Annotated in this window: 20 protein-coding genes; 8 read left to right on the top strand and 12 right to left on the bottom strand. The window is 67.8% G+C overall.

Annotation, left to right across the window (positions count from 1 at the left end):
* Positions 1–21 precede the first annotated feature (21 nt).
* Positions 22–405 (top strand): hypothetical protein, encoded by a 384-nt coding sequence (locus tag E2E30_RS20800; protein ID WP_165954419.1) that lies wholly within the window; start codon positions 22–24, stop codon positions 403–405.
* 46 nt (positions 406–451) lie between these two features.
* Here E2E30_RS20800 and E2E30_RS13765 read toward each other — a convergent pair whose 3' ends face one another.
* From E2E30_RS13765 to E2E30_RS13745, 5 genes are all read right to left on the bottom strand, one after another.
* Positions 452–3412 (bottom strand): TonB-dependent receptor, encoded by a 2961-nt coding sequence (locus tag E2E30_RS13765; RefSeq protein ID WP_133190694.1) that lies wholly within the window; start codon positions 3410–3412, stop codon positions 452–454.
* A gap of 187 nt (positions 3413–3599) precedes the next feature.
* The gene (locus E2E30_RS13760; protein WP_133190692.1) at positions 3600–4223 is read right to left on the bottom strand and encodes a LutC/YkgG family protein; all 624 of its coding nucleotides are present in this window, start codon (positions 4221–4223) and stop codon (positions 3600–3602) included.
* Positions 4220–5617, bottom strand: coding sequence for a lactate utilization protein B (locus E2E30_RS13755; protein ID WP_133190690.1), 1398 nt, complete (start codon positions 5615–5617; stop codon positions 4220–4222). The genes E2E30_RS13760 and E2E30_RS13755 overlap by 4 nt, the downstream gene beginning before the upstream one ends.
* Positions 5614–6375, bottom strand: coding sequence for a (Fe-S)-binding protein (locus tag E2E30_RS13750; protein WP_133190688.1), 762 nt, complete (start codon positions 6373–6375; stop codon positions 5614–5616). Before E2E30_RS13750 ends, E2E30_RS13755 begins: the two co-directional genes overlap by 4 nt.
* Positions 6372–7349 carry an alpha/beta hydrolase gene (locus E2E30_RS13745; protein WP_240698941.1) on the bottom strand — a complete coding sequence of 326 codons (978 nt, stop codon included), beginning with the start codon at positions 7347–7349 and terminating at the stop codon, positions 6372–6374. Before E2E30_RS13745 ends, E2E30_RS13750 begins: the two co-directional genes overlap by 4 nt.
* 190 nt (positions 7350–7539) lie before the next feature.
* Between E2E30_RS13745 and rhmD the strand changes: the two genes are divergently transcribed.
* The 7 genes from rhmD (at position 7540) to E2E30_RS13710 (ending at position 14270) form a co-directional block, all read left to right on the top strand.
* Positions 7540–8733 (top strand): L-rhamnonate dehydratase, encoded by a 1194-nt coding sequence (gene rhmD, locus E2E30_RS13740; RefSeq protein ID WP_133190686.1) that lies wholly within the window; start codon positions 7540–7542, stop codon positions 8731–8733.
* A 17-nt stretch (positions 8734–8750) separates the two neighbouring features.
* Entirely contained in the window at positions 8751–9608 is an 858-nt protein-coding gene (locus E2E30_RS13735) for a fumarylacetoacetate hydrolase family protein (RefSeq protein ID WP_133190684.1), read from the top strand.
* The gene (locus E2E30_RS13730; RefSeq protein ID WP_133190682.1) at positions 9605–10354 is read left to right on the top strand and encodes an SDR family NAD(P)-dependent oxidoreductase; all 750 of its coding nucleotides are present in this window, start codon (positions 9605–9607) and stop codon (positions 10352–10354) included. Before E2E30_RS13735 ends, E2E30_RS13730 begins: the two co-directional genes overlap by 4 nt.
* A gap of 64 nt (positions 10355–10418) precedes the next feature.
* Positions 10419–11324: an amidohydrolase family protein gene (locus tag E2E30_RS13725; protein ID WP_133190680.1), complete on the top strand. Its 906-nt coding sequence runs from the start codon at positions 10419–10421 to the stop codon at positions 11322–11324.
* Positions 11321–12385, top strand: a complete 1065-nt coding sequence (gene rhaT, locus E2E30_RS13720) for an L-rhamnose/proton symporter RhaT (protein WP_133190678.1) — start codon at positions 11321–11323, stop codon at positions 12383–12385. Before E2E30_RS13725 ends, rhaT begins: the two co-directional genes overlap by 4 nt.
* Positions 12382–13449 (top strand): glycoside hydrolase family 43 protein, encoded by a 1068-nt coding sequence (locus tag E2E30_RS13715; RefSeq protein WP_133190676.1) that lies wholly within the window; start codon positions 12382–12384, stop codon positions 13447–13449. The genes rhaT and E2E30_RS13715 overlap by 4 nt, the downstream gene beginning before the upstream one ends.
* Complete coding sequence (locus tag E2E30_RS13710; RefSeq protein WP_240698940.1) at positions 13443–14270, top strand: alpha/beta hydrolase; 828 nt, start codon at positions 13443–13445, stop codon at positions 14268–14270. Before E2E30_RS13715 ends, E2E30_RS13710 begins: the two co-directional genes overlap by 7 nt.
* 175 nt (positions 14271–14445) lie before the next feature.
* Here E2E30_RS13710 and E2E30_RS13705 read toward each other — a convergent pair whose 3' ends face one another.
* From E2E30_RS13705 to rhaM, 7 genes are read right to left on the bottom strand one after another with little or no spacing between them, the layout of a single operon-like run.
* Positions 14446–15414, bottom strand: a complete 969-nt coding sequence (locus E2E30_RS13705) for a glycoside hydrolase family 43 (protein ID WP_133190674.1) — start codon at positions 15412–15414, stop codon at positions 14446–14448.
* Positions 15411–16955 (bottom strand): MFS transporter, encoded by a 1545-nt coding sequence (locus E2E30_RS13700; RefSeq protein WP_133190672.1) that lies wholly within the window; start codon positions 16953–16955, stop codon positions 15411–15413. Before E2E30_RS13700 ends, E2E30_RS13705 begins: the two co-directional genes overlap by 4 nt.
* A 5-nt stretch (positions 16956–16960) precedes the next feature.
* Positions 16961–19468 carry a glycosyl hydrolase 115 family protein gene (locus E2E30_RS13695; protein WP_133190670.1) on the bottom strand — a complete coding sequence of 836 codons (2508 nt, stop codon included), beginning with the start codon at positions 19466–19468 and terminating at the stop codon, positions 16961–16963.
* Positions 19468–20583, bottom strand: coding sequence for a beta-galactosidase BglB (gene bglB / locus E2E30_RS13690; RefSeq protein WP_133190668.1), 1116 nt, complete (start codon positions 20581–20583; stop codon positions 19468–19470). The genes E2E30_RS13695 and bglB overlap by 1 nt, the downstream gene beginning before the upstream one ends.
* Positions 20584–21813, bottom strand: a complete 1230-nt coding sequence (locus E2E30_RS13685; protein WP_240698939.1) for a glycosyl hydrolase 53 family protein — start codon at positions 21811–21813, stop codon at positions 20584–20586.
* A complete protein-coding gene (locus tag E2E30_RS13680) occupies positions 21810–24827 on the bottom strand; it encodes a beta-galactosidase (RefSeq protein WP_133190666.1) in 3018 nt (1005 codons plus the stop codon). The genes E2E30_RS13685 and E2E30_RS13680 overlap by 4 nt, the downstream gene beginning before the upstream one ends.
* Positions 24820–25134, bottom strand: coding sequence for an L-rhamnose mutarotase (rhaM, locus tag E2E30_RS13675; RefSeq protein ID WP_133190664.1), 315 nt, complete (start codon positions 25132–25134; stop codon positions 24820–24822). Before rhaM ends, E2E30_RS13680 begins: the two co-directional genes overlap by 8 nt.
* Between the last annotated feature and the right edge of the window lie 30 nt (positions 25135–25164).

Raw genomic sequence — 25164 nt, 5'->3', positions numbered from 1 at the left:
ATCGTGGATCGGGAGGTCGGTATGCACAGCCATGGCAGAGCGCGCGCGGGCGCCGTCGGGACCGCGACTTCCCGCTGGCTGGGTGTCGCGGCGCTGCTCGCCTCGACTGCCGCGTCTGGGCAGACGGTTGTTAAAATCGATGCCAGCGAGCCGCCGCCGCCGCTGCGCAGCGCCCATCTGCACATGGGGACCGCTACGGGCCCTGGCGGCACGATCGGCGTCAACAGCCTCTATCTGACGCGCGACGGCAAGCCGTGGACGCTCACCGCGCTCCCGCTGCGCAGCGACGCGCCGATCTACCTCGACGACAGCGCACGCACGCTGCTCCCGGCGACGGGCCAGGTGGCGGACCTGCGGACGATCCGCGTGGTGCCCGAATATACGCTCGGCGTCCGCGCGCGCTGACGGGTAAGCGAGGGGCGACCGATCCGCCCCCCCCCCCGCCCTCCGACTACAGCTTGAAGTTCACGCCGAAGGTGAACGTCCGCCCGATGCGCGTCTGGAACAGCGTGTCCTGGCGGACGCTGTCGGTGTAGAGCCGGTTCTGCTCACCCGTCAGGTTGGTGCCCTCGACGATCAGCTTGATGTTGTCGTTGACGTTGTACGAGGCCGAGGCGTCGACGAACAGCGTCTGCGAATTGCCTTGCAGATCGCTGCCCGGCGACGCCGGGATGCCGCGGATGAAGCCGTCGCGCCAATTGGCGGTGCTGCGGATGCTGAACTTGCGGTCCTCATAATACAGCGTGCCCGAAGCGGTGTTCTTCGACAGGCCGACCAGATCGGCAGTGGTCGTCACGGTCGGCACGCCGTTCACGCTCGCCAGGATATAGCGGATGCGCGAGGTGACATGCGTGTAGTTCGCCAGCGCGCCGAAATTCTTGAGGAAACCGGGGAGGAAGGTGAAGGGCATTTGCACATTCGCCTCGATCCCCTTCAGCTTGCCGCCGGGCGTGTTGGTCGGGCGCGAGATCGTGAAGATTTCGGTCGGGGCGGTGTTGGTGCCGTTGAGCAAGGCCGCCGGCAGGCCGAGCGTGTTGAACACTTCCTGCGTGTTGACGTTCTGCACATAGGACTTGATGTCCTTGTAGAAGAACGCCGCCGACAGCAGCGCACCCGGGCGGAAATACCATTCGACCGCGGCATCGAACGTCGTCGCGCGGATCGGATCGAGTTGCGGGTTCTGGAAGCTGCCGACGCGTGTCGTCGCGGTGATGCTGCTGGTCGGGGTCAACTGCGCGAGTTCGGGGCGCGCGAGCACCTTGGCGCCCGAGAAGCGGAACAGCAGGTTGCGGACCGGCTCGATCACCAGATTTCCCGATGGCAGCCAGTCGCTGTAGCGCTTCGACGCACTCTGGAAACTGCCGGTCACGCCGGTCGGCGACGAGGGCAAGGCGACCGAGATATAGCCCGACGAAGTCTGGTCGGTGTGGACGTAGCGCACCCCGGCATCGCCGCGCACGCCGATACCCCCCAGCCGCTCCCCGAGGTCGAACGCCGCCATGGCATAGGCCGACGAGACTTCCTCGAGCACGCGGCTCGACTGCGCGCCGCACTCGATCCCGCAATAGCGCACGGCATTGAGGTTGAAGGTCGAGATCAGCTTGTCGGGATCGAGCGCCGCCCAGCTTGCCGGGGCGCCATTGCCCCAGAGCTGGTCGACACCCTTGATCTGCGTGGTCAGGCTGGCCAGCGTCGTCCCGGCGGGCAAGGCCTTCGTCACGACGTCGGCGGTGTAGGGGACGAGGTTGCGCACGGTGAAGTCGGCGCGGCGATACTGGCCGCCCGCCTTGAGCGTCAGGCTGTCGCTGACCTTCCAGTGGAAGTTGAGCTCGCCGGTCGTGCCGTTGTTGGTGTTGACCGACGGCTTGCCCTGGAAGTTGTAGCCGCCGCGCACCGTGCCGTCGGCCAGCGCGGGCCCGTACGCGAAGGCGTTGGGATCGGCGACGTTGAAGCCGAAGCCGAGCAGCGGCGTGTCATTGCCCTTGCGATAGTCGACCGAGAAATTGGGCGTGTCGATCGCATCCATGAACGACTGGAAGCGCTGCTTGTTGTCGAATACCGATTCGTTGATGCCGAACAGGCCGGTGACGCCGAAGCGGTCGGTGAAATCGTGCTTCAAGTTGAGGTTGGCTTGCTTGAAGGTCGAAACGAAGCGATCGACCAGCCCTTCCGAGCGGACGTCGACGCCGTCGAACAGCCCGTAGACCAGGCTGCCCTTCGGGCTGAGCTGCACGTCCTTGACCGAGGTGACCGGCTGGCCGTTGTTCGTCGCCGAGCGTCCGAACGACAGGCCGGCGATGTAATTGTCGCGGCGCACGACATCGAACTGCGAATAGAGCAAGTCGAGCGAGATGTCGGTGGCGCTGTCGGGCTGCCACTGGAAGGTCAGCGTGCCGCCGATCCGCTTCTGGTTCTGCGTCGAGTTGAGGTAGCGCGGAATGCGCGGCAGGAAGGCGCCGCTGCCCGGCGTGTTGGGCAAGTCGGCACGCCGCGCGTTGACGATGGTGTTGTAGGCAGCCGCGGTGCTGGTGCGCGGTACGCCCGGATAGCATTCGGTCGCCGAGGCGCCTTTGCTGCCGACCGCCGGGTTCACCGGCGTGAAACCGACCGGCGAGCAGAATCCGCCATTGGTGTTCGACGACAGGATGTCGACCGCCGAATAGCCGACTTCGCGGATGTCGCGCTGCTGATAGGCGACCGAAGCGAGCACGCCGAAGGTGCCGTCGGCGAACTTCTTCGAAATGAGCAGCGAGGCGCGCGGGTTCACCTTCTTGGACAGCTCGTTGTAGATGCCGCGCGCGGTCGCGGTCAGCGTGAAGTCACGCTTGCCGGCGAGCGGCTTGGGCGCGGTCAGATCGACCGTCGCGCCGAGCGAGCCTTCCTCGACATCGGCGGACGGCGTCTTGCGAACCGCCAGTTCGGAGAAGATTTCGGTCGGGAAGACGTTGAAGTCGAAGCTGCGGCCGCTGTTGCCGGCGCCGTAAATGTCCGACGACCCGGTCTGCGCGGTGCCTTCCATGCCGTTGATGCGCACGCGCGTGAAAGCGGCGCCGAGACCGCGGACCGAGATGTTGCGACCCTCGCCGCCATCGCCGCGCGCGAGCGCGACGCCGGGAATGCGCTGCATCGATTCGGCGAGGTTGGAATCGGGGAACTTGCCGATGTCCTCGGCGACGATGCTGTCGACCGCGGCGGTCTCGCGGCGCTTCTGGTTGATCGCTGCATTGAGCGAGGCGCGAAAGCCGGTGACGACGATGTCGGGCGCCTGCGCGTCGTCGCCCGGAGCGGCGGCGGTTTCGGGCGGGGTGGCTTGGGGGGCGCTCGCCTGCTGCGCCCAGGACGGGGTCGCGGCGACCATAAGGGCCAGCGTGGAAACTTGAGCGGCTGCGAGCGCTAAGCGACGATAGGTCATGATATCCTCCCCGAAAATCACGCGGGTCAGTCGTTGCTGATCCCAATATGTGAAGTGCGTTATCTATATACGGCTAATAAAATGCCATATGAAAGGCTAAATGTACGAAATGTGAAATTCCGTGTCGTGTGGGACACACGCTCGCCCATCGGGTTGCCCGTTCAGCGCAAGCGTTCGTCGGGTCCGTTCATGGCTTTAGCGGGGTCGCCAGTCGGATAACGTGGAGGAAGCGCGGGCCATGCGCGCCGCGAACATAGGTGCCCTCGATGTCGGTCGTGCCCGAAACGCCCGTCACCCAATAATGCGCGCGCGGCTGTGCGCCTGGCAGGATCGCGTCCTCGAGATGCGCGACCAGCGTGGGGACGATCACGAGATGATGCAGCGCGAGGAAGTTCGGCAGCATCGGCGCTTCGGGGCTGGTCTCGAACACCAGCGATCCGGTTTCGGCGACGCCGCACCGCGCGATCGCCAACGCCGCGTCTTCATCGGGCGCGGCCCCGTCGTGGAGCGTCACGCCGCGCCAGTCGAGCGCGGTGAGGCGCGGGTCGGGGGGCAGGCACAGCACCGCCGGCAGGCCGTTCGCCGCGCAATAGCGCCGCACGGCCTCGGGGACTTCGCTCCAGTCCGAGATGCGGTCATAGCTTGCGGCCACACTCGGCAGCGCGAGCCGCTCCGCGAAGGTTTGCTCGAGCGCGGCCAGATCGACGGGTGGTCGTTCGGGCGCGATCAGCAAAGCGGCGGCTTCGTCCGCGATTTGCGAGGGCGTCATGGTGCCGCCGAGCCGCGACAGGATTGCGTCGCGCGCGGTCATTGGCGCTGCCCTTTCTTATATTGCGCCATGAAGCTTTCCGCCGCCGGCTTGGGCAAGTCGCGATGCCGCGTCCAGCCGCTGGCGAGCGGCACATTGCTCAGCCAGCCGGTGCGCCCCAGCAAGCGCAGCGCGGTGAGCGCGGTCGCGGTCGCCGTGCGGTAGAGCCGCGGGCGGCGTGCGACCCACGCCCAGAGTCCGATCCCGGCGCGGGTCGCTTTCGGCTCGAGCCCCTCGCGCCAGCTCTTCTCGCGCCAGCCGCGTAGCAGCGTGGGGAGCGGGATGCGCACGGGGCACACCTCCTGGCATTTGCCGTTGAGCGTGCAAGCGTTGGGCAAGTCGCGGTTCGCCGCCAAGCCATCGATCGCCGGGGTCAGCACCGCGCCCATCGGGCCGGGATAGGTGCCGCCGTAAGCGTGGCCGCCGATCTGCCGGAACACCACGCAATGGTTCATGCACGCGCCGCAGCGGATGCAGCGCAGCATCTCGGCAAGCCCGTCTTCGCGCATCGCGGTGCGGCCGTTGTCGACCAGCACGATGTGCATTTCCTCGGGCCCGTCGCGGTCGCCGGGGCGCTTGGGGCCGGTGTAGAAGGTCGTATATTGCGTCAGCGGCGCGCCGGTTGCCGAGCGCGCGAGCATCCGCAGCATGTGCACGGCGTGCCCCATCGACGGCACGATCTTCTCGATCCCGGCGGTGACGATCTGCATCCGCGGCGGCACCAGTGACAGTTCGGCATTGCCTTCGTTGGTGACGGTGCACACCGCGCCGGTGTCGGCGATCAGGAAGTTCGCACCGCAAATGCCGACATCGGCCGCGAGCATCCCCTCGCGCAGATGGCGCCTGGCGCTCTCCGCCATCGCCGCGATCGTCTCTTCGGTGTGCGGATCGCGGTGGTTGGCCTTGAACAGCACCGAGACCTGCTCGCGCGTCTTGTGCATCGCGGGCCAGATGATGTGCGACGGGCGCTCGCCCGACAATTGGATGATATGTTCGGCAAGATCGGTTTCGACGCGGGTGATGCCGGCCTCGGTGAGTGCGTGCGGCAGGCCGATTTCCTCGCCGAGCATCGATTTCGAGCGCGCGACGCTTTTCGCGCCGGCAGCCTTGCACAGGCCGATGACGATGTCGCACGCCTCCTGCGAGGTGCGTGCCCAGTGGACGACGGCGCCCGCCGCCACCGCGTTCGCCTCAAAGCGTTCGAGGTAGCCGCCGAGATTGGCGATGACATGATCCTTGATCGCCGCCGCACGGTCGCGCGCGGCTTCGAAATCGGCAAAGGCGTCGATCGCGAGCGTGCGCTTGGCCTCGGCGGTGCCGGCGGTGCGCTCGACCGCGAGCTTGAGGATCGGATCGGCAAGCGCGGCGTCGACGCGTTCCGCGAACCCGCCGCTCACGCCTCTTCGCCGATCGCCGGGCCGTCGCCCATGCCCGCGAGCAGTTCGACCGCGTGGAACGCACGGACCGGCGAGCCGTCGCGGTGGAGCTTGCCCGCCATGTTCATCAGGCAACCGAGATCGCCCGCGAGCAGCAGGTCGGCGCCGGCGGCATCGATCGCCGCCGTCTTTTCGCCGACGATCGCGTTCGAGATCGCCGGATATTTGACGCAGAACGTGCCGCCGAAGCCGCAGCACGTCTCCGCACCCGCCAGCGGCTTCAGCTCCAGCCCGTCGATCGCGGCGAGCAGGCGGCGCGGCTGGCGCTTGATACCGAGCTCGCGCAGGCCCGAGCAGCTGTCGTGATAGGTCGCGGTCGTCGGCAGCGCGACGCCCTCGGGCTTCCAGCCACGGACTTCGTCGAGATAGGCAAGGATCTCGAACGTCTTGGCGGCCAGTGCTTGCGCGCGCGGGAACCACGCCGCGTCATGCTCGAGGATTTCGGGATAGTGGACGCGGATCGTCGCCGCGCACGAACCCGACGGGACGACGACCTGGTCATAGCCTTCGAGCAGCGCGATGTTGCGGCGCGCGAAATCTTCGGCGGTCTTGCGATCGCCCGAATTGAGCGCGGGCTGGCCGCAACAGGTCTGCGCCTCAGGCACGACGACCTCGCAGCCCGCCGCCTGCAGCGCGGCGATCGAGGCGAAGCCGATGCGCGGGCGGATCAGGTCGACCAGACAGGTGACGAACAGTGCGACGCGCGGCGTGGTGGTCATACGCCGTGCCGCCCGAGGAAACCCGCAACCAGCTCGGGCCAGTTCGCCACGGCCGGCTTGGTGGTGCCGAGCCCGAAGCCGTGGCCGCCGGACTCAAGCAAATGCACCTCCACCGCGCCTTTGCGCGCGCGCAGCGCCTCCGCCATCAGCAGGCTGTTCTGATAGGGCACGGCGGGATCGTCGAGCGCATGCACCAGCACCGCTGGCGGCGGCGTCGCCATCACGTTCTCCTCGAGCGAATAGGCCGCGATCCGCGCGGGAGCAGCATCGGCGCCGAGCAACTGCTCGCGCGAGCCCTTGTGCGCGACCGGATCGCGCAGCGTGATCACCGGATAGACGAAGGCGGCGGCGGTGACGCTGGCCGGCAACCGGTCGATCGCATCGAGCGGCGCGGCGATCTCGCGCACGTCGCGCGTCGCGAGCCAGGCGGCGAGATGCCCGCCCGCCGAGAAGCCGACCACGCCGATCCGCTGCGGGTCGAAGCCCTCGCGCGGAGCAAGGCTGCGGATCGTGCGCACGGCGCGCTGCGCATCCTGCAGCGGCACGTCGGCACCGGCGGACCAGCCGTCGGCGGGCAGGCGATAGAGCAGGATGAAGCAAGTGTACCCCGCCTCGGCGAAGCGCCGCGCGACGGGAAAGCCTTCATTGCCCATCGATACGAAGCGATAGCCGCCGCCGGGGATCAGCAGCACAGCGGCGCCGTTGGGCTTGGCGGGCTTGAGCATCGTCAGCGTCGGCTGGCGGACATGTTCGACGATGTAATTGCCATCGGCCGTCGCCGGCTGGCGCTCGACCCGGTTCTCGGTCGCGGCGACGCGCGCGCCGCCTGGGGGCTTGCCCGGCCAGAGCGGCATCGTGAGGAACGCCCCCACACCTACGTCAGCGCCCTGCGCCACGGCAGGCACCGCGCCGGCAAAAGACAGCGCGCCAGCGCCCGCGAGCACGCTCCGACGATCCCATAGACTGTCGCGCACTGCAGCATCCTCTCGTTCGCCCGAGTCTGTATTTGACGCGGCTCTTTCCATCAACTAACGACCTATCTCATAAAGTGAGACCATGCAAACGGCCCGGGAGAGGCTGCCAGCTTCGGCGCGGTGCCCCGGAACGTCTGCTTAGTGGAGGACCGCTTCGCATCCGTGAAGCGATGATGAGGAGCAGAGACACGTGGCGATCGTCCAGTTGCCCAAGATCAAGCATGTCCGCGCATTCACCGTGCGCGGCGGCGGGGCCGACTATCACGACCAGGGTGCCGGCCACTGGATCGACGACCATATCGCCACGCCGATGAGCCGCTATCCCGAATATCGCCAGAGCCGGCAGAGCTTCGGGATCAACGTGCTCGGCACGCTGGTGGTCGAGATCGAGGCCGAGGACGGCACGATCGGTTTCGCGGTCACGACTGGCGGCGAGCCCGCGGCGTTCATCGTCGAGAAGCATTTGGCGCGCTTCCTCGAGGGCCGCAGCCCGACCGAATATGAGAAGATCTGGGATCAGATGTATTTCTCGACGCAATATTACGGCCGCAAGGGCCTGGTGGTGAATGCCATTTCGGGGGTCGATCTCGCTTTGTGGGATCTGCTCGGCAAGCTGCGGCAGGAGCCGGTCTATCACCTGCTCGGCGGTGCGGTGCGCGACGAACTGCAATTCTATGCGACCGGCGCGCGGCCCGATGTCGCCAAGGAGCTCGGCTTCATCGGCGGCAAAATGCCGCTGCACCACGGCCCGGCCGAAGGGCTCGAGGGTTTCCACAAGAACATCGCCGAGCTGGCCGAAATGCGCGAGCGCGTCGGGCCCGATTTCTGGCTGATGTGGGACTGTTGGATGGCGCTCGACCTCGATTACGCCACACGCCTCGCGATCGCGGCGCATGAGCACGGCCTTAAATGGATCGAGGAGGCGATCAGCCCCGACGATTATTGGGGCTATCAGCAGCTCAAGCGCAACGTCCCCAAGGGCATGCTGGTCACCACCGGCGAGCATGAGGCGACCCGCTGGGGCTTCCGCATGCTGCTCGAGATGGAATGCTGCGACATCATCCAGCCCGATGTCGGCTGGTGCGGCGGCGTGACCGAATTGCTCAAGATCTCGGCGCTCGCCGATGCCGCGGGCAAGATGGTCGTGCCGCACGGATCGTCGGTCTACAGCTATCACTTCGTGATCACGCGCCACAATTCGCCCTTCGCCGAGTTCCTGATGATGCATCCGGGACCGACCGAAGTGGTGCCGATGTTCCACCCGCAGCTGATCGGCGAGCCGGTGCCCGAGAATGGCCGACTCAAGGCCAGCGCGCTCGATGCGCCGGGCTTCGGCGTCGAGCTCAATCGCGAGATCGCGATGCACCGTCCCTATACGCACTGATAACGAAAGACCGTCTCATGAAGCTCTGCCGCTATGGCCAGCCCGGCCAAGAAAAGCCCGGTATCGTCGACGCCGACGGTACGCTCCGCGACCTCTCGGGCGTCATCGCCGACCTGACGATCGCAACGCTGCCGCAGGCGCTCGCCGCCGATGTCGCGTCGTTGCCGGTGGTCGAGGGAACGCCGCGCTACGGCGTGCCGATCGCCGGGATCAGCAAGATCGTCGCGATCGGGCTCAACTATCGCGACCATGCGATCGAGTCCGGCTTGCCGATCCCGACCGAGCCGGTGATGTTCGCCAAGGCGCTGTCGAGCCTCAGCGGCCCCAACGACGACGTCGTGTTGCCCAAGGGCTCGACGCACAGCGACTGGGAAGTCGAGCTCGGCGTGATCATCGGCAAGACCTGCCGCTATATTGCGAAGGAAGACGCGCTCGACGCGATCGCGGGCTTCACGCTCGTCAACGACGTGTCCGAGCGCTTCAACCAGAAGGAGCGCGGCAGCCAATGGTCGAAGGGCAAGGGCCACGACACCTTCTGTCCGACCGGCCCGTGGCTGGTGACGCCCGATGAAGTCGGCGACGCGCAGGATCTCGACATGACGCTCGACGTGAACGGCGTGCGGATGCAGACCGGCAACACCAAGACGATGATCTTCGATCTCGCCGAGCTGATCTCCTATGCCAGCGAATATGTCACGTTGATGCCGGGCGATCTGGTCATCACCGGCACGCCGCCTGGCGTGGGCGAGGGCAAGAAGCCCGACAAGATCTTCTTGAAGGCCGGCGACGTGATGGAGTTGTCGATCGCCAAGCTCGGCACGCAGACTCAGACCGTCGTCGAGTGGCGCCACCTCGGCGAAGGCAAACTCGCATGAGCGTCTACGAAGGACGTTTCGCAGGGCGCTGCGCGGTCATCACCGGCGGCGCTTCGGGGCTCGGCAAGGATGTCGCCCGGCGGATCATCGCCGAGGGTGGCAAGGCCGTGCTGTGGGATCGCAACGCCGCGGCGCTCGCCACGACCAAGGACGAGATCGGCGCGACGCATGTCGTCGCGCTCGACGTGTCGGATGCCGATGCCGTCGCCGCTGCCGCCAAGGAAAGTGCTGAGGTTCTGGGCAAGATCGACGTGCTGATCTGCTCGGCCGGGATCACCGGGGCGACCGCCCCGGTGCACGAATTCCCGATCGACAGCTGGCTGCAGGTGGTCAACGTCAACCTCAACGGGCTGTTCTACTGCAACCGCGCGGTCGTGCCGTATCTGCTCGAGAATGGCTATGGCCGGATCGTCAACGTCTCGTCGGTGGCGGGCAAGGAAGGCAATCCCAACGCCAGCGCGTATTCGGCGACCAAGGCGGCGGTGATCGGCCTGACCAAGAGCCTCGGCAAGGAACTCGCGGGCAAGGGCGTGATCGCCAATGCGATCACCCCGGCGACCTTCGAGAGCCCGATCCTCGAGCAGCTGCCGCCGAGCCAGGTCGAATATATGCGCTCGAAGATCCCGATGGGGCGCCTGGGCGAAATCCACGAATCGACCGCGATGGTGTGCTTCGCGGCGTCGGAAGAGTGCAGCTTCACCACGGCGGCGACCTTCGACACGTCGGGCGGTCGCACGACTTTCTGATCGCCCATATGGCCGCGACCGTCCGAAAGACGACGGCGCGGCCTTGCTCAGCCGGAGAGGCTTCGTGACCATCCCGTTCGTCGATGCGCACATCCATTTGTGGGAGCTCGGCCGGATCCGCTATCCGTGGCTGACGCCGCCGTTTGCGGAGGACGGGCCCAACGGCTCGGTCGAAGCGATCGCCCGCGATTACACGCTCGCCGACTATCGCGCCGACATGGCGCGCTGGAACGTCGTCGGCGCGGTGCACATCGATGCCGGGGCGGACCCGGCGCAGGCGCTCGACGAGACCGAATGGCTCGAAGGCGTCGCCGACGCGGGTGGCTTGCCGAGCGCGATCGTGGCGTTCGCGCGGCTCGACGATCCCGACGTCGAAGCGTTGCTCGCGCAGCAGGCGGCGCATCCGCGCGTTCGCGGCATCCGCCACATCGTCAACTGGCACGCCGATCCGCTGCGCAGCTACACGCCGCGCGACGTGACGCAGGACGCGCAGTGGGGGGCGGGCTTCGGCCTGCTCGCGAAATACGGCCTGTCGTTCGACCTGCAATGTTATCCCGCGCAGATGGCCGGGCTCGCCCCGCTGCTCGCGCGGCATCCCGACGTGCCGGTGATTATCAACCATCTCGGCATGCCGGTGATCGGCGATCGTGACGGCATCGCGCAATGGCGCGCCGGGCTCGAAACGCTCGCCGCGCTGCCGCATGTCGCGATCAAGCTGTCGGGGCTCGGCTTCATCGATCGCGCCTGGACGCTCGACAGCGTGCGGCCGTTCCTGCTCGCGGCGATCGAGCTGTTCGGCACCCACCGCTGCCTGTTCGCCAGCGATACCCCGACCGACACGCTCTTCGCGCCGATCGACCGCACGATGGCGGCATTCCACGCGATCGCCGCCGACTTCAGCGACGACGAGCAACGCGACCTGTTCGCGCGCAATGCCAACCGCCTCTATCGCCTGGGATTAGATTTATGAACCCGTTGCTCGGCGTCCTCTACCACTGGCTTGGCGGCCTCGCCTCGGCGAGCTTCTACGTGCCCTATCGCGGGGTGAAGCGCTGGTCGTGGGAGATTTACTGGCTGACCGGCGGCGTCTTCTCCTGGCTGTTCGCGCCGTGGTTCTTCGCCAGCCTTCAGACCAACGATCTGCTCGGCGTGCTCCACGGCGCCACGCCGACGGCATTCTGGTGGCCGATTGTCTTCGGCGTGCTGTGGGGGTTCGGCGGGCTCGGCTACGGGCTGGTGATGCGCTATCTCGGGCTGTCGCTCGGCATGGCGGTGGTGCTGGGGCTGTGCACCGTGTTCGGCACGCTGATCCCACCGTTGTTCGCGGGGGATTTCCACGCGAAGCTGCTCGCCAACGCTTCGGGCCGGATCGTGCTGCTCGGCATCGCGCTGACGTTGCTCGGAATCATCGTCGTCGCGATCGCGGGTGCGAAGAAGGATGCGCTGCTGACGCCCGCGCAGAAGGCGGCGGTGGTCGCCGAATTCGACTTCAAGAAGGGCATCCTCGTCGCGATCTTCGCGGGCATCATGTCGGCCTGCTTCGCCTTCGGCCTCGCCGCGGGCGAGCCGATCAAGGCGCTGTCGGCCGCGGCGGGGACGGGGCCGCTGTGGACCGGGCTGCCGGTGCTGTGCCTGGTGATGTTCGGCGGGCTGATCACCAACGGAGCGTGGTGCGCGTTTCTCATCACAAAGAACCGCAGCGCGCCCGAATGGCGCGGTGTCACGAAGGGCGACGTTGGCCGGCCACCGTTGCTGCGCAACTATCTGCTCAGCGCGCTGGCGGGGGTGACCTGGTACTTCCAGTTCTTCTTCTACACGATGGGCGAGAGCCAGATGGGCCGGCTGGGCTTCTCAAGCTGGACGCTGCACATGGCGAGCATCATCATCTTCGGCACGCTGTGGGGCTTTGCTTTCCGCGAGTGGAAGGAAGCCGGCGCGCGGATCAAGGCGACCGTGTGGAGCGGGGTCGGCCTGTTGCTGATCGCCACCGTGGTGATCGGCTATGGCAACAGCATCGCGGTCGCGCCATGAAGTGGCTGTTCGCCGCTGCCGCGTTGCTCGGATTGACGGGGGCGGCCCCCGCCGCACCGCAGGGCGACGGGCCGCTCGTGCTGACCGCGATGCACCTGCACGATCCGTGGATCGTCGCCGACGCCGCAAGCAAGACCTATTACCTGTTTACCCGCAACGAAGCGGCGATGAGCGGCGACCAGCGGCTTGGTACGATGGTCTATGCCAGCCGCGACCTGAAGCATTGGAGCAAGCCCAAGCTCGCCTTCGTCCTGCCCGCCGGGCTGTGGGCCAAGGCCGGCAGCTGGGCGCCCGAGGTGCATCGCTGGCGCGGCAAATGGTATCTGTTCACGACCTTCCACAACCCCGACCTGCCGCTCGGCAAGAACGGCACGCGCGACACCTATCGCCGCGGCACGGTGCTGGCTGTCTCGGACACGGTCAACGGGCCGTACCGGCTCGTGCGTGGCGGGGCGCCGATCGTCGATCCCAAACTGATGACGCTCGACGGGTCGCTCTATGTCGATCCTGCGGGCAAGCCGTGGCTCGTCTACGCGCATGAATGGTGGCAGACGACGGTGGGCACGATGGAAGCGCTGCCGCTCACCGACGATCTCGCCGCCGCCGGCCCGCCGCAGACCTTGTTCAAGGCGAACGACGCGCCGTGGGCAGTCGGCCAGAAGCAGCCGAACGGCGACGTCGTCTACGTCACCGACGGCCCCGAACTCTATCGATCGAAGACCGGCACGCTGCTGATGCTGTGGTCGAGCTATGGCGCGAAGGGCTATGTCGAAGCGCAGGCGCGCTCGACCTCGGGCACGATCGCCGGGCCGTGGGAGCAGCTCGGGCCGCTGGTGCAGCGCGATAGCGGGCACGGCATGCTGTTCCGCACCTTCGACGGCAGACTGATGATGATCCTGCATCGGCCGTTCAATTATGCGCTCGGCAAGCTGTACGAGATGCGCGACGATGGCGACCGGTTGTCGGTGGTGCGCGAGGCGGTCGAGCTCGACGGCGAGGCCTATCCGACGCATCCGTGCGTCGCTGGCCACTCGTCGTTCGACGGGGCGCATCCGGGATGCTGATGCTCGGTGCCGATCAGGTGCGCACGCTCGATGGCGCTGCGCTGCGGATGTTCGCGGTGACGTTCGATCCCGCCTTCGCCAATCCGGCGCAAGCGGTGGTGACCGCGGTGACCCAGCCGGTGCTGCTGAGCTTCGCGCCTGCGCAGCCCAATGGTCGCGCGATGTTGGTGCTCGGCGGCGGCGGCTATGTCCAGCTGATGGCGGGGCGCGAGGGCGTCCAGGTGGCGCGCTGGCTCAATACGCTCGGCTATCACGCGCATGTCCTGATCCACCGCTTCCCCGACGCGGCGAACGGGCCTGTCGCGGCGCTTGCCGATGCATTGGCGGCGATGCGGCTGCTGCGCGAGGATATCAGCGCGCTCGGTGTCGTCGGGCTGTCCTCGGGCGGGCATCTCGCTGCGTGCCTCGCGGCGGCGGTGCCGGAAGAATGGGGCGTGTCCTGCGATGCGACGACGCGGCCCGATGTGCTGGTGATCGGCTATGCGCCGATCTCGACCAATGCCGCAGGCCGCACGATCATCGCCGACAAGCCGCCGCTGCCCCCGGTCGAGAAGCAGGCGATGTACGATCGGCTGCAGCCCGACGCGCAACTGCTGCAAGACCCGCCGCCCGCGTTCATCGTCTATTCGGGCAACGATCCGGTCGTCCCGGTCGAGAATACGCGGCGGCTGCACGCTGCTTGGGAGCAAGCCGGCGGCGCGGCGGAGTGCCACATCTTCGCCGATGCCCCGCACGGCTTCGCGCTCGATACGCAGGGCCTGCCAGTGTCGGTGTGGCCGCAGCTGTGTGCGGCTTGGTTGCGGCAGGTCGGATTTCTCTAGGTCACATTCGAATTGGCGTGATCCGCCAACGCCGTTCGGGCTGAGCTTGTCGAAGCCCTGCTCCCCGCGTGAGGGCTGGCTCGTTGTGGAGAGGTGCCCTTCGCCCGGCTCAGGGCGAACGGGCGGGGGGCGTTCGGGAAAGCGCCAAGCGTACTCGACCCTTTAGCGCCCGCGTTCAGCGGGTCAGGAAACGCACATAGACCGGCGCGTTGCGATCGACCGTGAGGATGCCGTCGACCTCGTTCAGCTCGGCGATCTGGAGCACGCTGCGACGGTGCCACTCGGGATCATGCGCGGCCTGCGGTTCGCCCGACTGGTGGACGAAATAGACGAGATACGCACGCTCGCCCGCGACGATCACGTCGGGATGCTGCCCCTTGGCGCGGTCGGTCGCGGCGGCGCCGGGGGCGGCGAGCAGATAGTCGCTCTGGCGCGTCCAATGCTCGCCATCGGACGAGCGCATCACCAGCAGCCCCTTCCACGCATCGGACACCAGCCACCAGCGCCCGCGCCAGCGGAACGCCTTGGGCGCTTCGCCGGGCGTGTCGGTCAGCCGGTCCTTGAGCGTCCAATGCACTAGATCCCGGCTGTCGGCGGTGCGGATCGCCTTGTTCATCCGCTCGTCGTTGAAGAACAGGCGGTAGCCACCGCGCGGCAACGCGACGACGCTCGCATCGATCACCCGGTCCGAGCCCAGCTCGACTCGCCCGCCGCAGCGCCAGCTTTTGAGGTCGGAGCTGGTCAGGTGGACGAGGAATCGCGGCGCGTTCCAGTCGCGATAGATGCCGGGGACGACGGTGACCCACATGTGCCATTGCCCCGCGAACCGCTCGACATCGGGCGCCCACAGCGTCGCGCCGGTGCATGCGACCGGGATCGCCGCGGTGCCGCCGTAGCGCCACTGCGCGCCGTCCTTCGAGCGGGCGATGCCGATCGCGGTGCCGTGGACCCAGCGGACGTCCGTGGCATCGTCCATCGGCAAATCGGCGCGGCGGTTGGTGTAGAACATCACCCACTCGCGCGTCGCCGGATCGTAGACCGTCGACGGATCGGCAGCGCCGTCATGCACGGGATCGCGGAACAGCGGCTTGGGCGCCAGCACCGCGGCCTGCGCGAGCAAGGCCGCGGCGAGCAGCGCGATCATTTCTGCGCTTCCGCCACCGGATTGTTGCCCCACAGCCGGTCATACGACCAGCCCGACAGATCCTCGACCACGGCGGCATGCTCGGGATCGGACGGCGTGCGTGCGCCGCTGCGCAAATGCTCGATCTCCTCGAGCAGGATCGCATGCGTGCGGGGGTCGAGCCGGAAGCGCGTCGACACGAACATGCCGAACAGCAGCATCGCGATCGTGCCCGCGCCCATCACCCCGACGATGCCGACCAGCGCGCCGGCGCTCTGCGTCTTCGCGCCCGAGACGAAGCCCGATGCCTGCATCACCTGGCCGACGAGGATGATCGCGGCGGCCTGGCTCATCTTGCGCACGAAGGTCATCACGCCCGCGAACGCGCCTTCGCGGCGGCGCCCGGTGACGATCTCGTCGACATCGGCCATGTAATTGTACGTCGCCCACGGGATGTAGTTGAGCGCGCCGCGGCCGAGCCCGGCGAACAGCACCGGCACCCAGAACAGCATCGCGGTCGCGGTATAGCCCGCAGCGTACATCGCGAGGAACAGGATCACGCCGATCGCGAAGCTGATCGCCGCCATGCGGTATGCGGCGGCGGGGGAGAGCTTCAGCGCGAAGTTGATCGCCAGGATCACCGCGACGAACTGGACGATATAGGTCACCCCGACGAGGTTGGCGACGATCGCCGCCGAGCCGGCCAGCGCGAAGATCACGAAATAGGTGAAGGCCGCGTTATAGATGTCCTGGCTGATATACCCGCCGAGATACATGCCGAGATGCAGCCGGAAGGCGCGGATCCGGAGCGTCGAGAACAAATTGCGATAGAGCGCCTTGAACGCCGCGCCGAGCGTCGGCTTGGCGCGCGCATCCTCCTCGGCGTCGAGCCCGGGCGGGCGCTGCCGCTCCCAACTGAACGCATAGAGCAGGCCGGCCGCGCCCATGAAGAGCCCTGAGAAGATGATGCCCATGTAGAGATAGGTGTCGGGCGAGCCCTCGCCGAGATACTGGATCAGCGCCTTGGGCAGGAACGCCGCGCCGATCGCCGAAAGCTGGCCAAGCAGGATGCGCGCGCCGGCGAACTTCGCCTTGGTCTTGTAATCGGTCGCCATTTCGCTGGCGAGCGTCTCGTACGGGATGATCTCCATCGCATAGACCATCTCGAACAGCACGTACGTGACGAGGTAATACCAGAAGCCTTGCCCCGCGACCCACATGATCGCGAACGACGGCAGCAGCGGGATCGCGGCGAGGATGAAGAAGCGCCGCCGCCCGAACTTGCGCCCGAGCCACGAGCGGCCGAGGCTGTCGGAGAGGTGGCCGATCAGCGGGCTGGTGAACGCGTCGAGCACGCGCGCGATGCCGAAGATCGCGGTCGCCTGCAGCGCCGACAGCCCGCAGAAGGTGGTGTAGAAGAACAGGATCCAGGTACTGATCACCGCCATCGAACCGGCGCCGAGCACGTCGTTCGAGCCATAGGCGAGCAGCGTGTACCAGCGCACCGGGCGCGTCGGCGCGATCGGGTTGGCGGGCGCGGCGGCGATAGGGTCGGTGGCCATGGCGGTCAGTCCTTTGCGCCGGCGGGCGGCGGGCTGGCGGGAAGCGGATCGAAACGGAAGCGATCGAGGATCAGCGCGGGATCGGCGAGGCCGACGGTGAAGCGATGGCGGCCGGCCGCGAGCGCGGTCGGCAGCGCGAGCTCGATCCGATTGTCGAGCACCGCGCGCGCCCAGGCGGCATCGCCGGTGACGCGCGGTGCGGCGAGCGTGACGGGCGCGGCATCGTCGAGCGCGAGCGTCAGGCGCAGCGGATCGCCGTCGTGCGTGGCGTAGCTCGGCAGGAGCTCGGCGACGAGGCGCCAGCGGCCGGGCGGCAGGTCGATCGTGTAAGACAGCTGCGCCGGCAGTGCCGCGCCGACCGCGGCCCCGTTGCGGCCGAGCCCGTCGATCACGCGCCAGCCGGTGCGCGCGCCCTCGGCGGCTTCGGCTTCCACGACGGGTGTGGCGGCGGCGGCAGGAGCTTGCGGTCGGGCTACAGTCTCAGCCGGGAGGAGGGCAGCGGCGGGCAGGATCGGCGGGGTCAGGCGATAGCGGCGCCATTGGCCATCGGCCGGCTCCATCGCGAGCATCCCGCGCCATTTGCCGCCGGCGATCGTCTCGTTGTAGCGGCGCGTCAGGCGCGTGAGTTCGGCATCGGCGGCGCGTGCGCGGGCACCCGCTTGCGCCGCGGCTGCCGGATCGCTGTCGTGGAGGCGGTCATAGGCTTCGGCGTCGAACAGCCGGACATTGGCGAGCGCGGCGGCGGAGATGGGATAGTCGACCAGCTCGAAGAACGCATCCCGGCGGTCGGCCGCGATGCGCGGTGCGAGCGCGCGGACGCGGGCGGCGAGCGTGTCGAACGCGGCGAGGCGGGTGGCGATCTCGGGCGGCGACAGCGGGCTGGGGCGCGACAGCTCGCCGGGCAGCCACCATTGCAGATGCTCGGGCCGACGCGCGAAGTTGAGGCGGTGATGCTCGGCGAGGATCGTCGTGGCGTCCGCCGCGACATCGGCGCCGAGCGTGCCGGTCGCCCACTCGCGCACGACGGCGTCGATCGGCTGCGCGCGCGTCGCCGGCACGTCCCACGCCAGTCGCAGGAAATAGTCGGTGGCGAGTTCGCCCGGCTTGAGATCGCCGACATTGGCCACCCACATCTCCCGCGCCCCGGCATCCCAGGCGCGGCCCAGTTCCTCGCGGATCAGCGCGGGCGGGGTGGTCGACAGCCACAGATACGACAGCGGCGCACCGAGATAGGAGAGGTGGTAATAGACACCCGATCCGCCGGGCCGCTGGCGTTCGGCGGTGTCGGGGAGGTGGCGGATATAGCCGAAATTGTCGTCGGGCCACAGCAGCGTTACGTCGCCCAGCACTTTCAGCCCGCTGCGATAGACGTCGAGCACTTCCTTATACGGGGTGAACACCTGCGGCGCATTCGCGGGCAGCATCGCACGCTGGTCGGCGAAGATGCGCTCGAGCAGCGTCCGGCGTCCGGCATCGTCGCTCGGGCCGACCATCCCGCTGTCGTGGATGCCCCGCATGCCGAGCGTCCAGAGGCTCTCGTAGCGCGCGTTGGTCGCCACCCGCTCGCGCCAGTAGCGCGCGACACCGGCAGCGTTGGTGGCGTAATTGAATCGCTCCGCCGGCGCGGTCCATTCGCCGACATTGTTGCGCAGCATCGGCTCGGCATGGCTCGAGCCCATCACGATGGCATAGCGATCGGCGAGCGCGGCGTTGCCGGGATCGGCATTGAACGGGCGCGTCACCTTGTGCATCGCCGGCCAGACGAGGTTGGCCTTGAGCCGCAGCATCAGTTCGAACAGCTTGGCGTAGGTCTTCGGGCCGATCGTGCCCGCCGCGGGCTCGAAGGTGTGCGCGGCCCAGGGTTGCAGCCCCCAATCCTCGTCGTTGAGGAACACGCCGCGATACTTGACCGAGGGCGGACCGAAGCGCGCGACGCCCGCGGGCGCGCGCAACAGCGCGTGATGTTCGGGCGTGACGTCCGCCCACCAATGCCACGGCGAGACGCCGATCGCGCGCGACAGTTCGTACGCGCCGAACGCGGTGCCGCGCCGGTCGCTGCCGACGATCACCAGCGCCGAGGTGACGCCGGGGGCGGGGCGATCGACCGTGGCGATCACGAAGCTCTCCCACGCGCCGCGCAATTTGCTGACGTCGAGCAGGCCGCGCCGCGCGAGGCCGTCGATCGCCGCGCTGCGACCGAGCGTGCCGAGCCAGATCTGCGTACCGTTGCCGGTCGCCGTGCCCGACACGCGGGCGAGATCGGCAGAGAGGTCGGCGGCGGCGATCCTTACCACCGCATGGTCGCGCGGGTCGGTCATCACCCGCGCGACGCCGCGCGCATCCGCCAGCACGACACCCGGCCCGGCATCGAACGCGACCAGTGGAGTCTCCGCCACCGCCGATCGGGCCGCGCCGCCGAGTGCCAGAAGGAGCGCGAGCGCGCCGGCCGGGCGGCGCCAGGCGGCCCAACGCGACGCTACGCGGTGGAAGCCGGGAAGCGCCGCCTGCTGCATTAGATGTAGGTACGCAGGAACTCGCCGAGCGCGATCATCGCCAGGCTCTGCCCATAGGGCATCGAGGTCAGCGCGATGTCCTTGTAGAATTGCTGCGTGTCGCCCATCGCCGTGCCGAACGACACCTGCTTGAGCTCGCCCGCCGCGTCGATATTGGCGAGCACGCCCTGCACCGCCTTGATGCCGACCGCCTCATAGTGCCGCGGCAGATAGCCCTTCCGCACGCCCTTGAGGATGCCGTACGCAAAGCCCGCCGTCGCCGACGCCTCGAGATAGCTGGTCGGATCGACGATCAGCGTGTGCCACAGGCCCGTCGCGGGGTCCTGCGTCTCGGCGAGCGTCTTCACCTGCGCGGCGAGCGTGTCGATCAGGAAGGTGCGCAGCGCGTCGCCTTGCGGCAGATCGAGGATCTCGATGATCTCGGGGATCGCGATCGTCACCCAGCAATTGCCGCGCGCCCACAGCGCCTCGGCGAAATTGTGCCGGCCGTTGAAGTCCCAGCCGTGGAACCACAGCCCGGTCTTCTTGTCGAACAGGTATTTGATGTGGACGAGGAACTGGCGCTTGGCTTCCTCGACATAGTGCGGACGGTTCAGCAGCAGGCCGATCTTGGCGAGCGGCAGCACCGACATCATCAGCGTGTCGTCCCACATCTCGCCGGGATTCTCGTCATTGTAGACGATGTGCTGGAAGCCGCCTTCCTCGGTCTTGGGCAGGCCGTCGGGCGCCATCAGCCACTCGGCCCAAGTGTCGAGATAGGGGATGTAGCGCGGGTCGCGTTCGAGCTCGTACAAATAGGCGAGCGTGATGAACGGCGCCATCGTGTTGATATTCTTGGTCGGCGTACCCTCGACGAAGCGATCCTCGAACCATTGCTTGATGATCGCGAGTGCGGTGCTGTCGCCGGTCTGCTCGTAATAGCGCCACATCCCGAACAGGCCGACGCCATGGGTCCATTCCCAGCCGGCCCAGCCCTTGGTGTCGATGATGCGCCCGTCTTCGAGATGGAGCAGGAACTCGCCGGTCTCGTCCGTGATGTTGACGAGATTGTCCATCAGTCGGGCGATCGCGGCGGTCACGTCTGCACGCGGCACGTCGTGGGTAAGGGCGGCCAATTAACTTCTCCTGGTAGGAACGCGCACGGGCTTCAGACCGTAATCGTGCGCCATGGTGCGATAGAGGGTGCGGAACTGGGGATCGATGTCGTACCGGCCCTGATGGCCGTCGGGCGGCGTCTGGGTCGGCACGCCGGGCGCGGCGCCGGGGGCTTCCGCGGCGTTGATGCCCTGGCTGAGCAGATCGGGGCGGGCGCCTTCGCCGGCGGGCTTGCCGTCGTGGCGGAAGATCGCTTCCTGGTGGCGCGTCGGCTCCCAGATGTAACTGCCCCAGCCGTGCGGTTCGGCATGGACGAGATCGTTGAGATAGCGTTTGCGCGCGGAATATTCCATCGCGAGGAAGCCAAGATCGGGATAGGCCTTGGCGAATTCGGCGAAGGTATGCTGCCAGTCGCCCTGCGCCGCCTGCTGGTAGCAGGAGAAGCCGATGGCATCGGGGCGGACGCCACGCTGAAGCAGAGAGTCGGTCCAATATTTCGTGATCGGCCAGTGGCGACCGAGATGGTTGTGCAGCGCCACCTTGGCGCGCGGCGCCGCAGCGCGCGCGCCGGCGATCCCCGCCTTCAGCAGCGCGGCGAACTGGTCATAGCCGCCAGCGCCGGCCACGTTAAGGTGGACACCGTCGGTCTGCGGGTTGCCGGTCGGAATGGTCAGCGGCACGCGGCCGTCGGGCAAGAGCATGCCGAAGGTGGTCTCGTTGCCGATCACCACCATGTCGGGCGCGGCCCCGCCGCGGACGAGCGCGGCGATCGTGTCGGCGGTATAGCCACCGACGCGCTCGACCAGCCGGGGAAACGGCAGGTCGGCCCAGGCTGCGGGTTTCGCCTGCTTCTGCGGATCGGCCCAGTCGTCCGAATAGTGCAGCGTCAGCGAGAAATGGAAGCCGGCGGCCTTGATGCGACGGCCGAACGCCAGCGTCTGCTGCAGGTCGCACCACGGGCCACCGGGCTTGCGCTTGCTATAGCCGTTGGCGGGGTCGACGAAGGTGCGCAGCTTGATCGCATTGAACCCGGCGTCGGCGAGGATCGCGAGCGGATCGCGTTGCCGGCCATCCTGCCAATAGGTCGCGCCGACCGCCTCGTCCTCGGGGATCCACGAGACGTCGGCGCCGATCAGATACGGCCACGGCCGCGCCGCTCCGGCAGCGAAGGCGGGGCGCGTCATCGCTGCGAGCGCCGCTGCACCGGCGATGCCGCCGAAGCCGCGGCGGGTGACAAGCGCGTCGCTCATCGGAGTTGGTCCGGGCGGCTGGGCGCGGCGACCATCTGGACGGGCACGCCGCCCTTCACGCTGCGCAGCGTGACGAGCTTGACCTGTTCGAGCGCATTGCCCGCCGCGCCATCCGACGTGACGGCAAGTGCGATCGTGTTGGCGCCGTGGTGGTTGAGGATGCCCTCGGGGATCGGGAAGACGCGCTGCGGGCCGACATGCGCGATGAACTGGCCCATGTTCCAGCCGTTGACGAACAGCAGCGCACGATAGCGCGCGACCGAGCGCGGCGTGGTGGTGTCGCCGAACGTCACCGCAACGGTGGTATCCTGCGCCTTGGGCAGGTCGAGCGTGAAGCGCGTGCGATACCAGGTGGTGCCGGCGGTCGTCGTGGCGGCGGGCAGCGTCGCCGTGGTCCAGCGCGCGTCGTCGAAGCCGGGCAGATGCCAGCCCATCCGCTCGCCATATTGGCCGCCATTGTTGGCGGCGCCGCGCGCGGGATCGGGGAGATCCTCGCCGCCTTGCTTGCCCTGGATCTTCCACGCGATCGGCACGGCGAAGCTGCGTCCGCCCGGTGCCTCGAGCGAGGCCGAGACGAGCCCGCGCGCTTCCTTATGGAAATCGTCGGAGTCGAGATCCCAATTGTGCCCGTTGTTGCGGACCATGATCGCCAGCACATGCGCGCCGGGCGTCTGCGCGGCGGCGGGGAGGTCGAAGCGTGGCGCGGCGGTGGTGATCGGGCGCGGCAGGCCACCGGGGAGCTCGTCCTGGCCGACCAGCTTCCCGTCGAGGAACACCTGCACCATGCCAGCGCCGCCGCCGCCGTAGAACAGAGCCAGCTGCTTGGCGTCGGGCGTGCCGCTGAAGCGGCCGCGATACCAGACATCGCCGTCGTGGAAGCCGTAAGCGTCCATCACCAGCGTCGGCTCGCCGTCGGGCTTGGCGGTGGTCGTCGCCGACCCGCGCCGGTCGATCGCCTGCCAGCCGCTATCGTCGAAATCGGAGCGCGCTTCGGCCGTCCCCGCAGCGACGCGCCAGTTGGTGAGGAGGGGGAGGGTGACGGGTGTCGGGCCGGCGAGCGGGCGGAGCGCACGGCGGCTGCCGATCGCGCTGGTCTCGAGCGGCACCGCGACGCCGTTCCAGCGCACCGAGGTGAGCCGTGCTGGCGTCCACAGTTCGAGCGGCGTGGCCGCCTTCGTGTCGCCGGTCAGCGCGAGCGTCGCGCCGGTCGCATCGGCGTGGCGAAGCAGCGCGGGCCCACGGACGAGCACCGGGCCGGCGGCGGTGTCGCGGCGCCAATAGCGCACGCCCTCGGCCTCGTCGGCGAGCAGCAGCGTCAGCGGCGGTCGGCCACCGCCGGTGATCCGCACGACGCTGCGCCCAGCGAGCGTGTAGGTCAGCTTGAGATCGCCCTTGGCGGCATCGAACGCGCTGGTGGCCGCGCCCTCGAGCACCTCCACCTTGGGCGCCGACGCGTAGCACAGCACGGTCTCGTTCGCTTCGCCCGCGCGGCCGTAGAGCAGCAGCAGGTCGCGGCCATCGGCGGTCAGGGTCGCCTGCAATTCGGAAGTCGAATAGACGAGCCGCTGGCCGCCGAGCGTCACCCCAGCAAGCAGCCACTTGGCGTCGAAGCCGTTGAGCCGCATCGGAAAGCTGTACGCGCCGTCGGGCAGGGTCGCGGCGACGGTGAAGCTGTCGTCGCTTTGGCCGTTCGACGGCTTGTGCGTGACCATCAGGAAGCGCGCGTCGGTCTGCGGGTTGCGGTCGTGATAGACTTGCACATTGGGCGACGAGACCGTCACCGCGCCGGCCGGGACCATGCCGGCGAGATCGGGCACCGCGGCGATCATCCCGCCGAGCTGCTTCATCTCCCCGGCCTTTTCGCGCAGCTCGCGCGCTTCGGAGATTGCCGAGCCGTAATCGTAGCTGGTGAACACGACGGGCGCGGGCAGCCAGCCCCAGCTGGTGCCGCCATAGCCCATGTAGAAGCTCTGGATATCGATGCCGTTGGCGAGGTTTGTGCCGTAGAACACGCGCTGGAAGCGCTTGCCGCGCTGGATCGCGTTGCAGCCATAGCCGCCGTTCGACCCCCAATAATCGAACCAGCCGCCGCCGAATTCGGCGAGGAAGGCGGGGGTGTCGGGCGAGGCGGACGCGCCGCCCTTGGCGCCGCCCGGGCCATAATAGCCCCAATCGGGCGCCGCCGAACCGCGCGTCGGCTTGCCCGCGACGGTGCAGGTGCCGCCGGGATAGCCGTCGAACGCGTAGAGATCGTTGGGCCCGTGAACGACGTTTTCGACCTTGGACGACTCCGGCACCCAATAGCCGTTGCGACCCTGGTCGTTGTGGAACAGCGGCACGGTGATGCCATCGGCGCGCGCCTTGACGGCGAGATGATCCATGTAGCGGCGCTGTGCCGGGGTGGTCAGCGCGAGCTCGTTCTCGATCTGGTGGAGGATGACGGTGCCGCTATGGCCCTTGCCGTCGCCGTTGATCTGGTGCCGCGCGACGATCGCGTTGATCCGCGTCAGCCATTCATCGGCCGCGGCGAGATAGGCGGGATCGTCGGTGCGGGCGCGCGCCTTCTGGTTGACCAGCCAGCCGGGGAAGCCGCCGCGCGACAGTTCGGCGTTCACATACGGCCCGGCGCGGGTGATGACGTAGAGGCCTTCCTCCGCCGCCATGTCGAGCACGCGATCCATGTCGCGGATGCCGCTGAAATCGTACACGCCCTGCTTCGGCGAGTGATAGCCCCAGTCGAAATAGAGCGCGACGGTGTTGAAGCCGCTCGCCTTCATCTTCTGCAGCACGTCGCGCCACAGATCGGGCGAGGGCAGGCGGAAGGGGTGGAATTCGCTCGACCAGATGATGCGGCGCTGGCCGTCGATCATCAGCGAGCGCGCGTCGTAGCTGACGCGGCCAAAGGTCTTGACCGGGGCTTGCAGGTTCTGCGTCGGGCGCGCGACTTGCGAGCCGGCAGGCGAGGCAAGCGCGATGGCGAGCGCGGCGATCGAGCGCGCGGGAAGCTTACGCATGGTGGAAGATCAGCGGCAATGCCCATTCCTTGGGCCGGTTGTCGGGCTCGACCTCCATCAGCGGCGCCATGTAATCCCACCAGCGCTTCATCACCGGATGGTCGGGCAGCGCATCGCGATTGCTGTCCGCACGGACGCGCAGCACGGCGAACAGGCTCAGCGTCTGCTCGTCGAGGAAGATCGAATAATCGTGGATGCCGCTCTCGGTCAGCAGCGCGGAGAGCTCGGGCCAGATCTCGTCATGGCGCTTGCGATATTCGTCGAGAACGCCGGGCTTCAGCTGCATCTTGAACGCATGGATCGACACAGCCTTCTCCCTCTCCGGCCATTATATGGC

Source organism: Sphingomonas sp. AAP5, assembly GCF_004354345.1.
In the GTDB taxonomy this organism is placed as follows: domain Bacteria; phylum Pseudomonadota; class Alphaproteobacteria; order Sphingomonadales; family Sphingomonadaceae; genus Sphingomonas; species Sphingomonas glacialis.
Note: the sequence above shows the minus strand (reverse complement) of the source record. Positions and strands in the feature narration are given on the sequence as shown.

What these genes read in the sequence shown, in the direction of transcription:
- E2E30_RS20800 (WP_165954419.1), top strand. Translation starts at nt 22, where the DNA reads ATGCACAGCCATGGCAGAGCGCGCGCGGGCGCCGTCGGGACCGCGACT.
- E2E30_RS13765 (WP_133190694.1), bottom strand. Translation starts at nt 3,412, where the DNA reads ATGACCTATCGTCGCTTAGCGCTCGCAGCCGCTCAAGTTTCCACGCTG.
- E2E30_RS13760 (WP_133190692.1), bottom strand. Translation starts at nt 4,223, where the DNA reads ATGACCGCGCGCGACGCAATCCTGTCGCGGCTCGGCGGCACCATGACG.
- E2E30_RS13750 (WP_133190688.1), bottom strand. Translation starts at nt 6,375, where the DNA reads ATGACCACCACGCCGCGCGTCGCACTGTTCGTCACCTGTCTGGTCGAC.
- E2E30_RS13735 (WP_133190684.1), top strand. Translation starts at nt 8,751, where the DNA reads ATGAAGCTCTGCCGCTATGGCCAGCCCGGCCAAGAAAAGCCCGGTATC.
- E2E30_RS13730 (WP_133190682.1), top strand. Translation starts at nt 9,605, where the DNA reads ATGAGCGTCTACGAAGGACGTTTCGCAGGGCGCTGCGCGGTCATCACC.
- rhaT (WP_133190678.1), top strand. Translation starts at nt 11,321, where the DNA reads ATGAACCCGTTGCTCGGCGTCCTCTACCACTGGCTTGGCGGCCTCGCC.
- E2E30_RS13715 (WP_133190676.1), top strand. Translation starts at nt 12,382, where the DNA reads ATGAAGTGGCTGTTCGCCGCTGCCGCGTTGCTCGGATTGACGGGGGCG.
- E2E30_RS13710 (WP_240698940.1), top strand. Translation starts at nt 13,443, where the DNA reads ATGCTGATGCTCGGTGCCGATCAGGTGCGCACGCTCGATGGCGCTGCG.
- E2E30_RS13705 (WP_133190674.1), bottom strand. Translation starts at nt 15,414, where the DNA reads ATGATCGCGCTGCTCGCCGCGGCCTTGCTCGCGCAGGCCGCGGTGCTG.
- E2E30_RS13700 (WP_133190672.1), bottom strand. Translation starts at nt 16,955, where the DNA reads ATGGCCACCGACCCTATCGCCGCCGCGCCCGCCAACCCGATCGCGCCG.
- E2E30_RS13695 (WP_133190670.1), bottom strand. Translation starts at nt 19,468, where the DNA reads ATGCAGCAGGCGGCGCTTCCCGGCTTCCACCGCGTAGCGTCGCGTTGG.
- E2E30_RS13685 (WP_240698939.1), bottom strand. Translation starts at nt 21,813, where the DNA reads ATGAGCGACGCGCTTGTCACCCGCCGCGGCTTCGGCGGCATCGCCGGT.
- E2E30_RS13680 (WP_133190666.1), bottom strand. Translation starts at nt 24,827, where the DNA reads ATGCGTAAGCTTCCCGCGCGCTCGATCGCCGCGCTCGCCATCGCGCTT.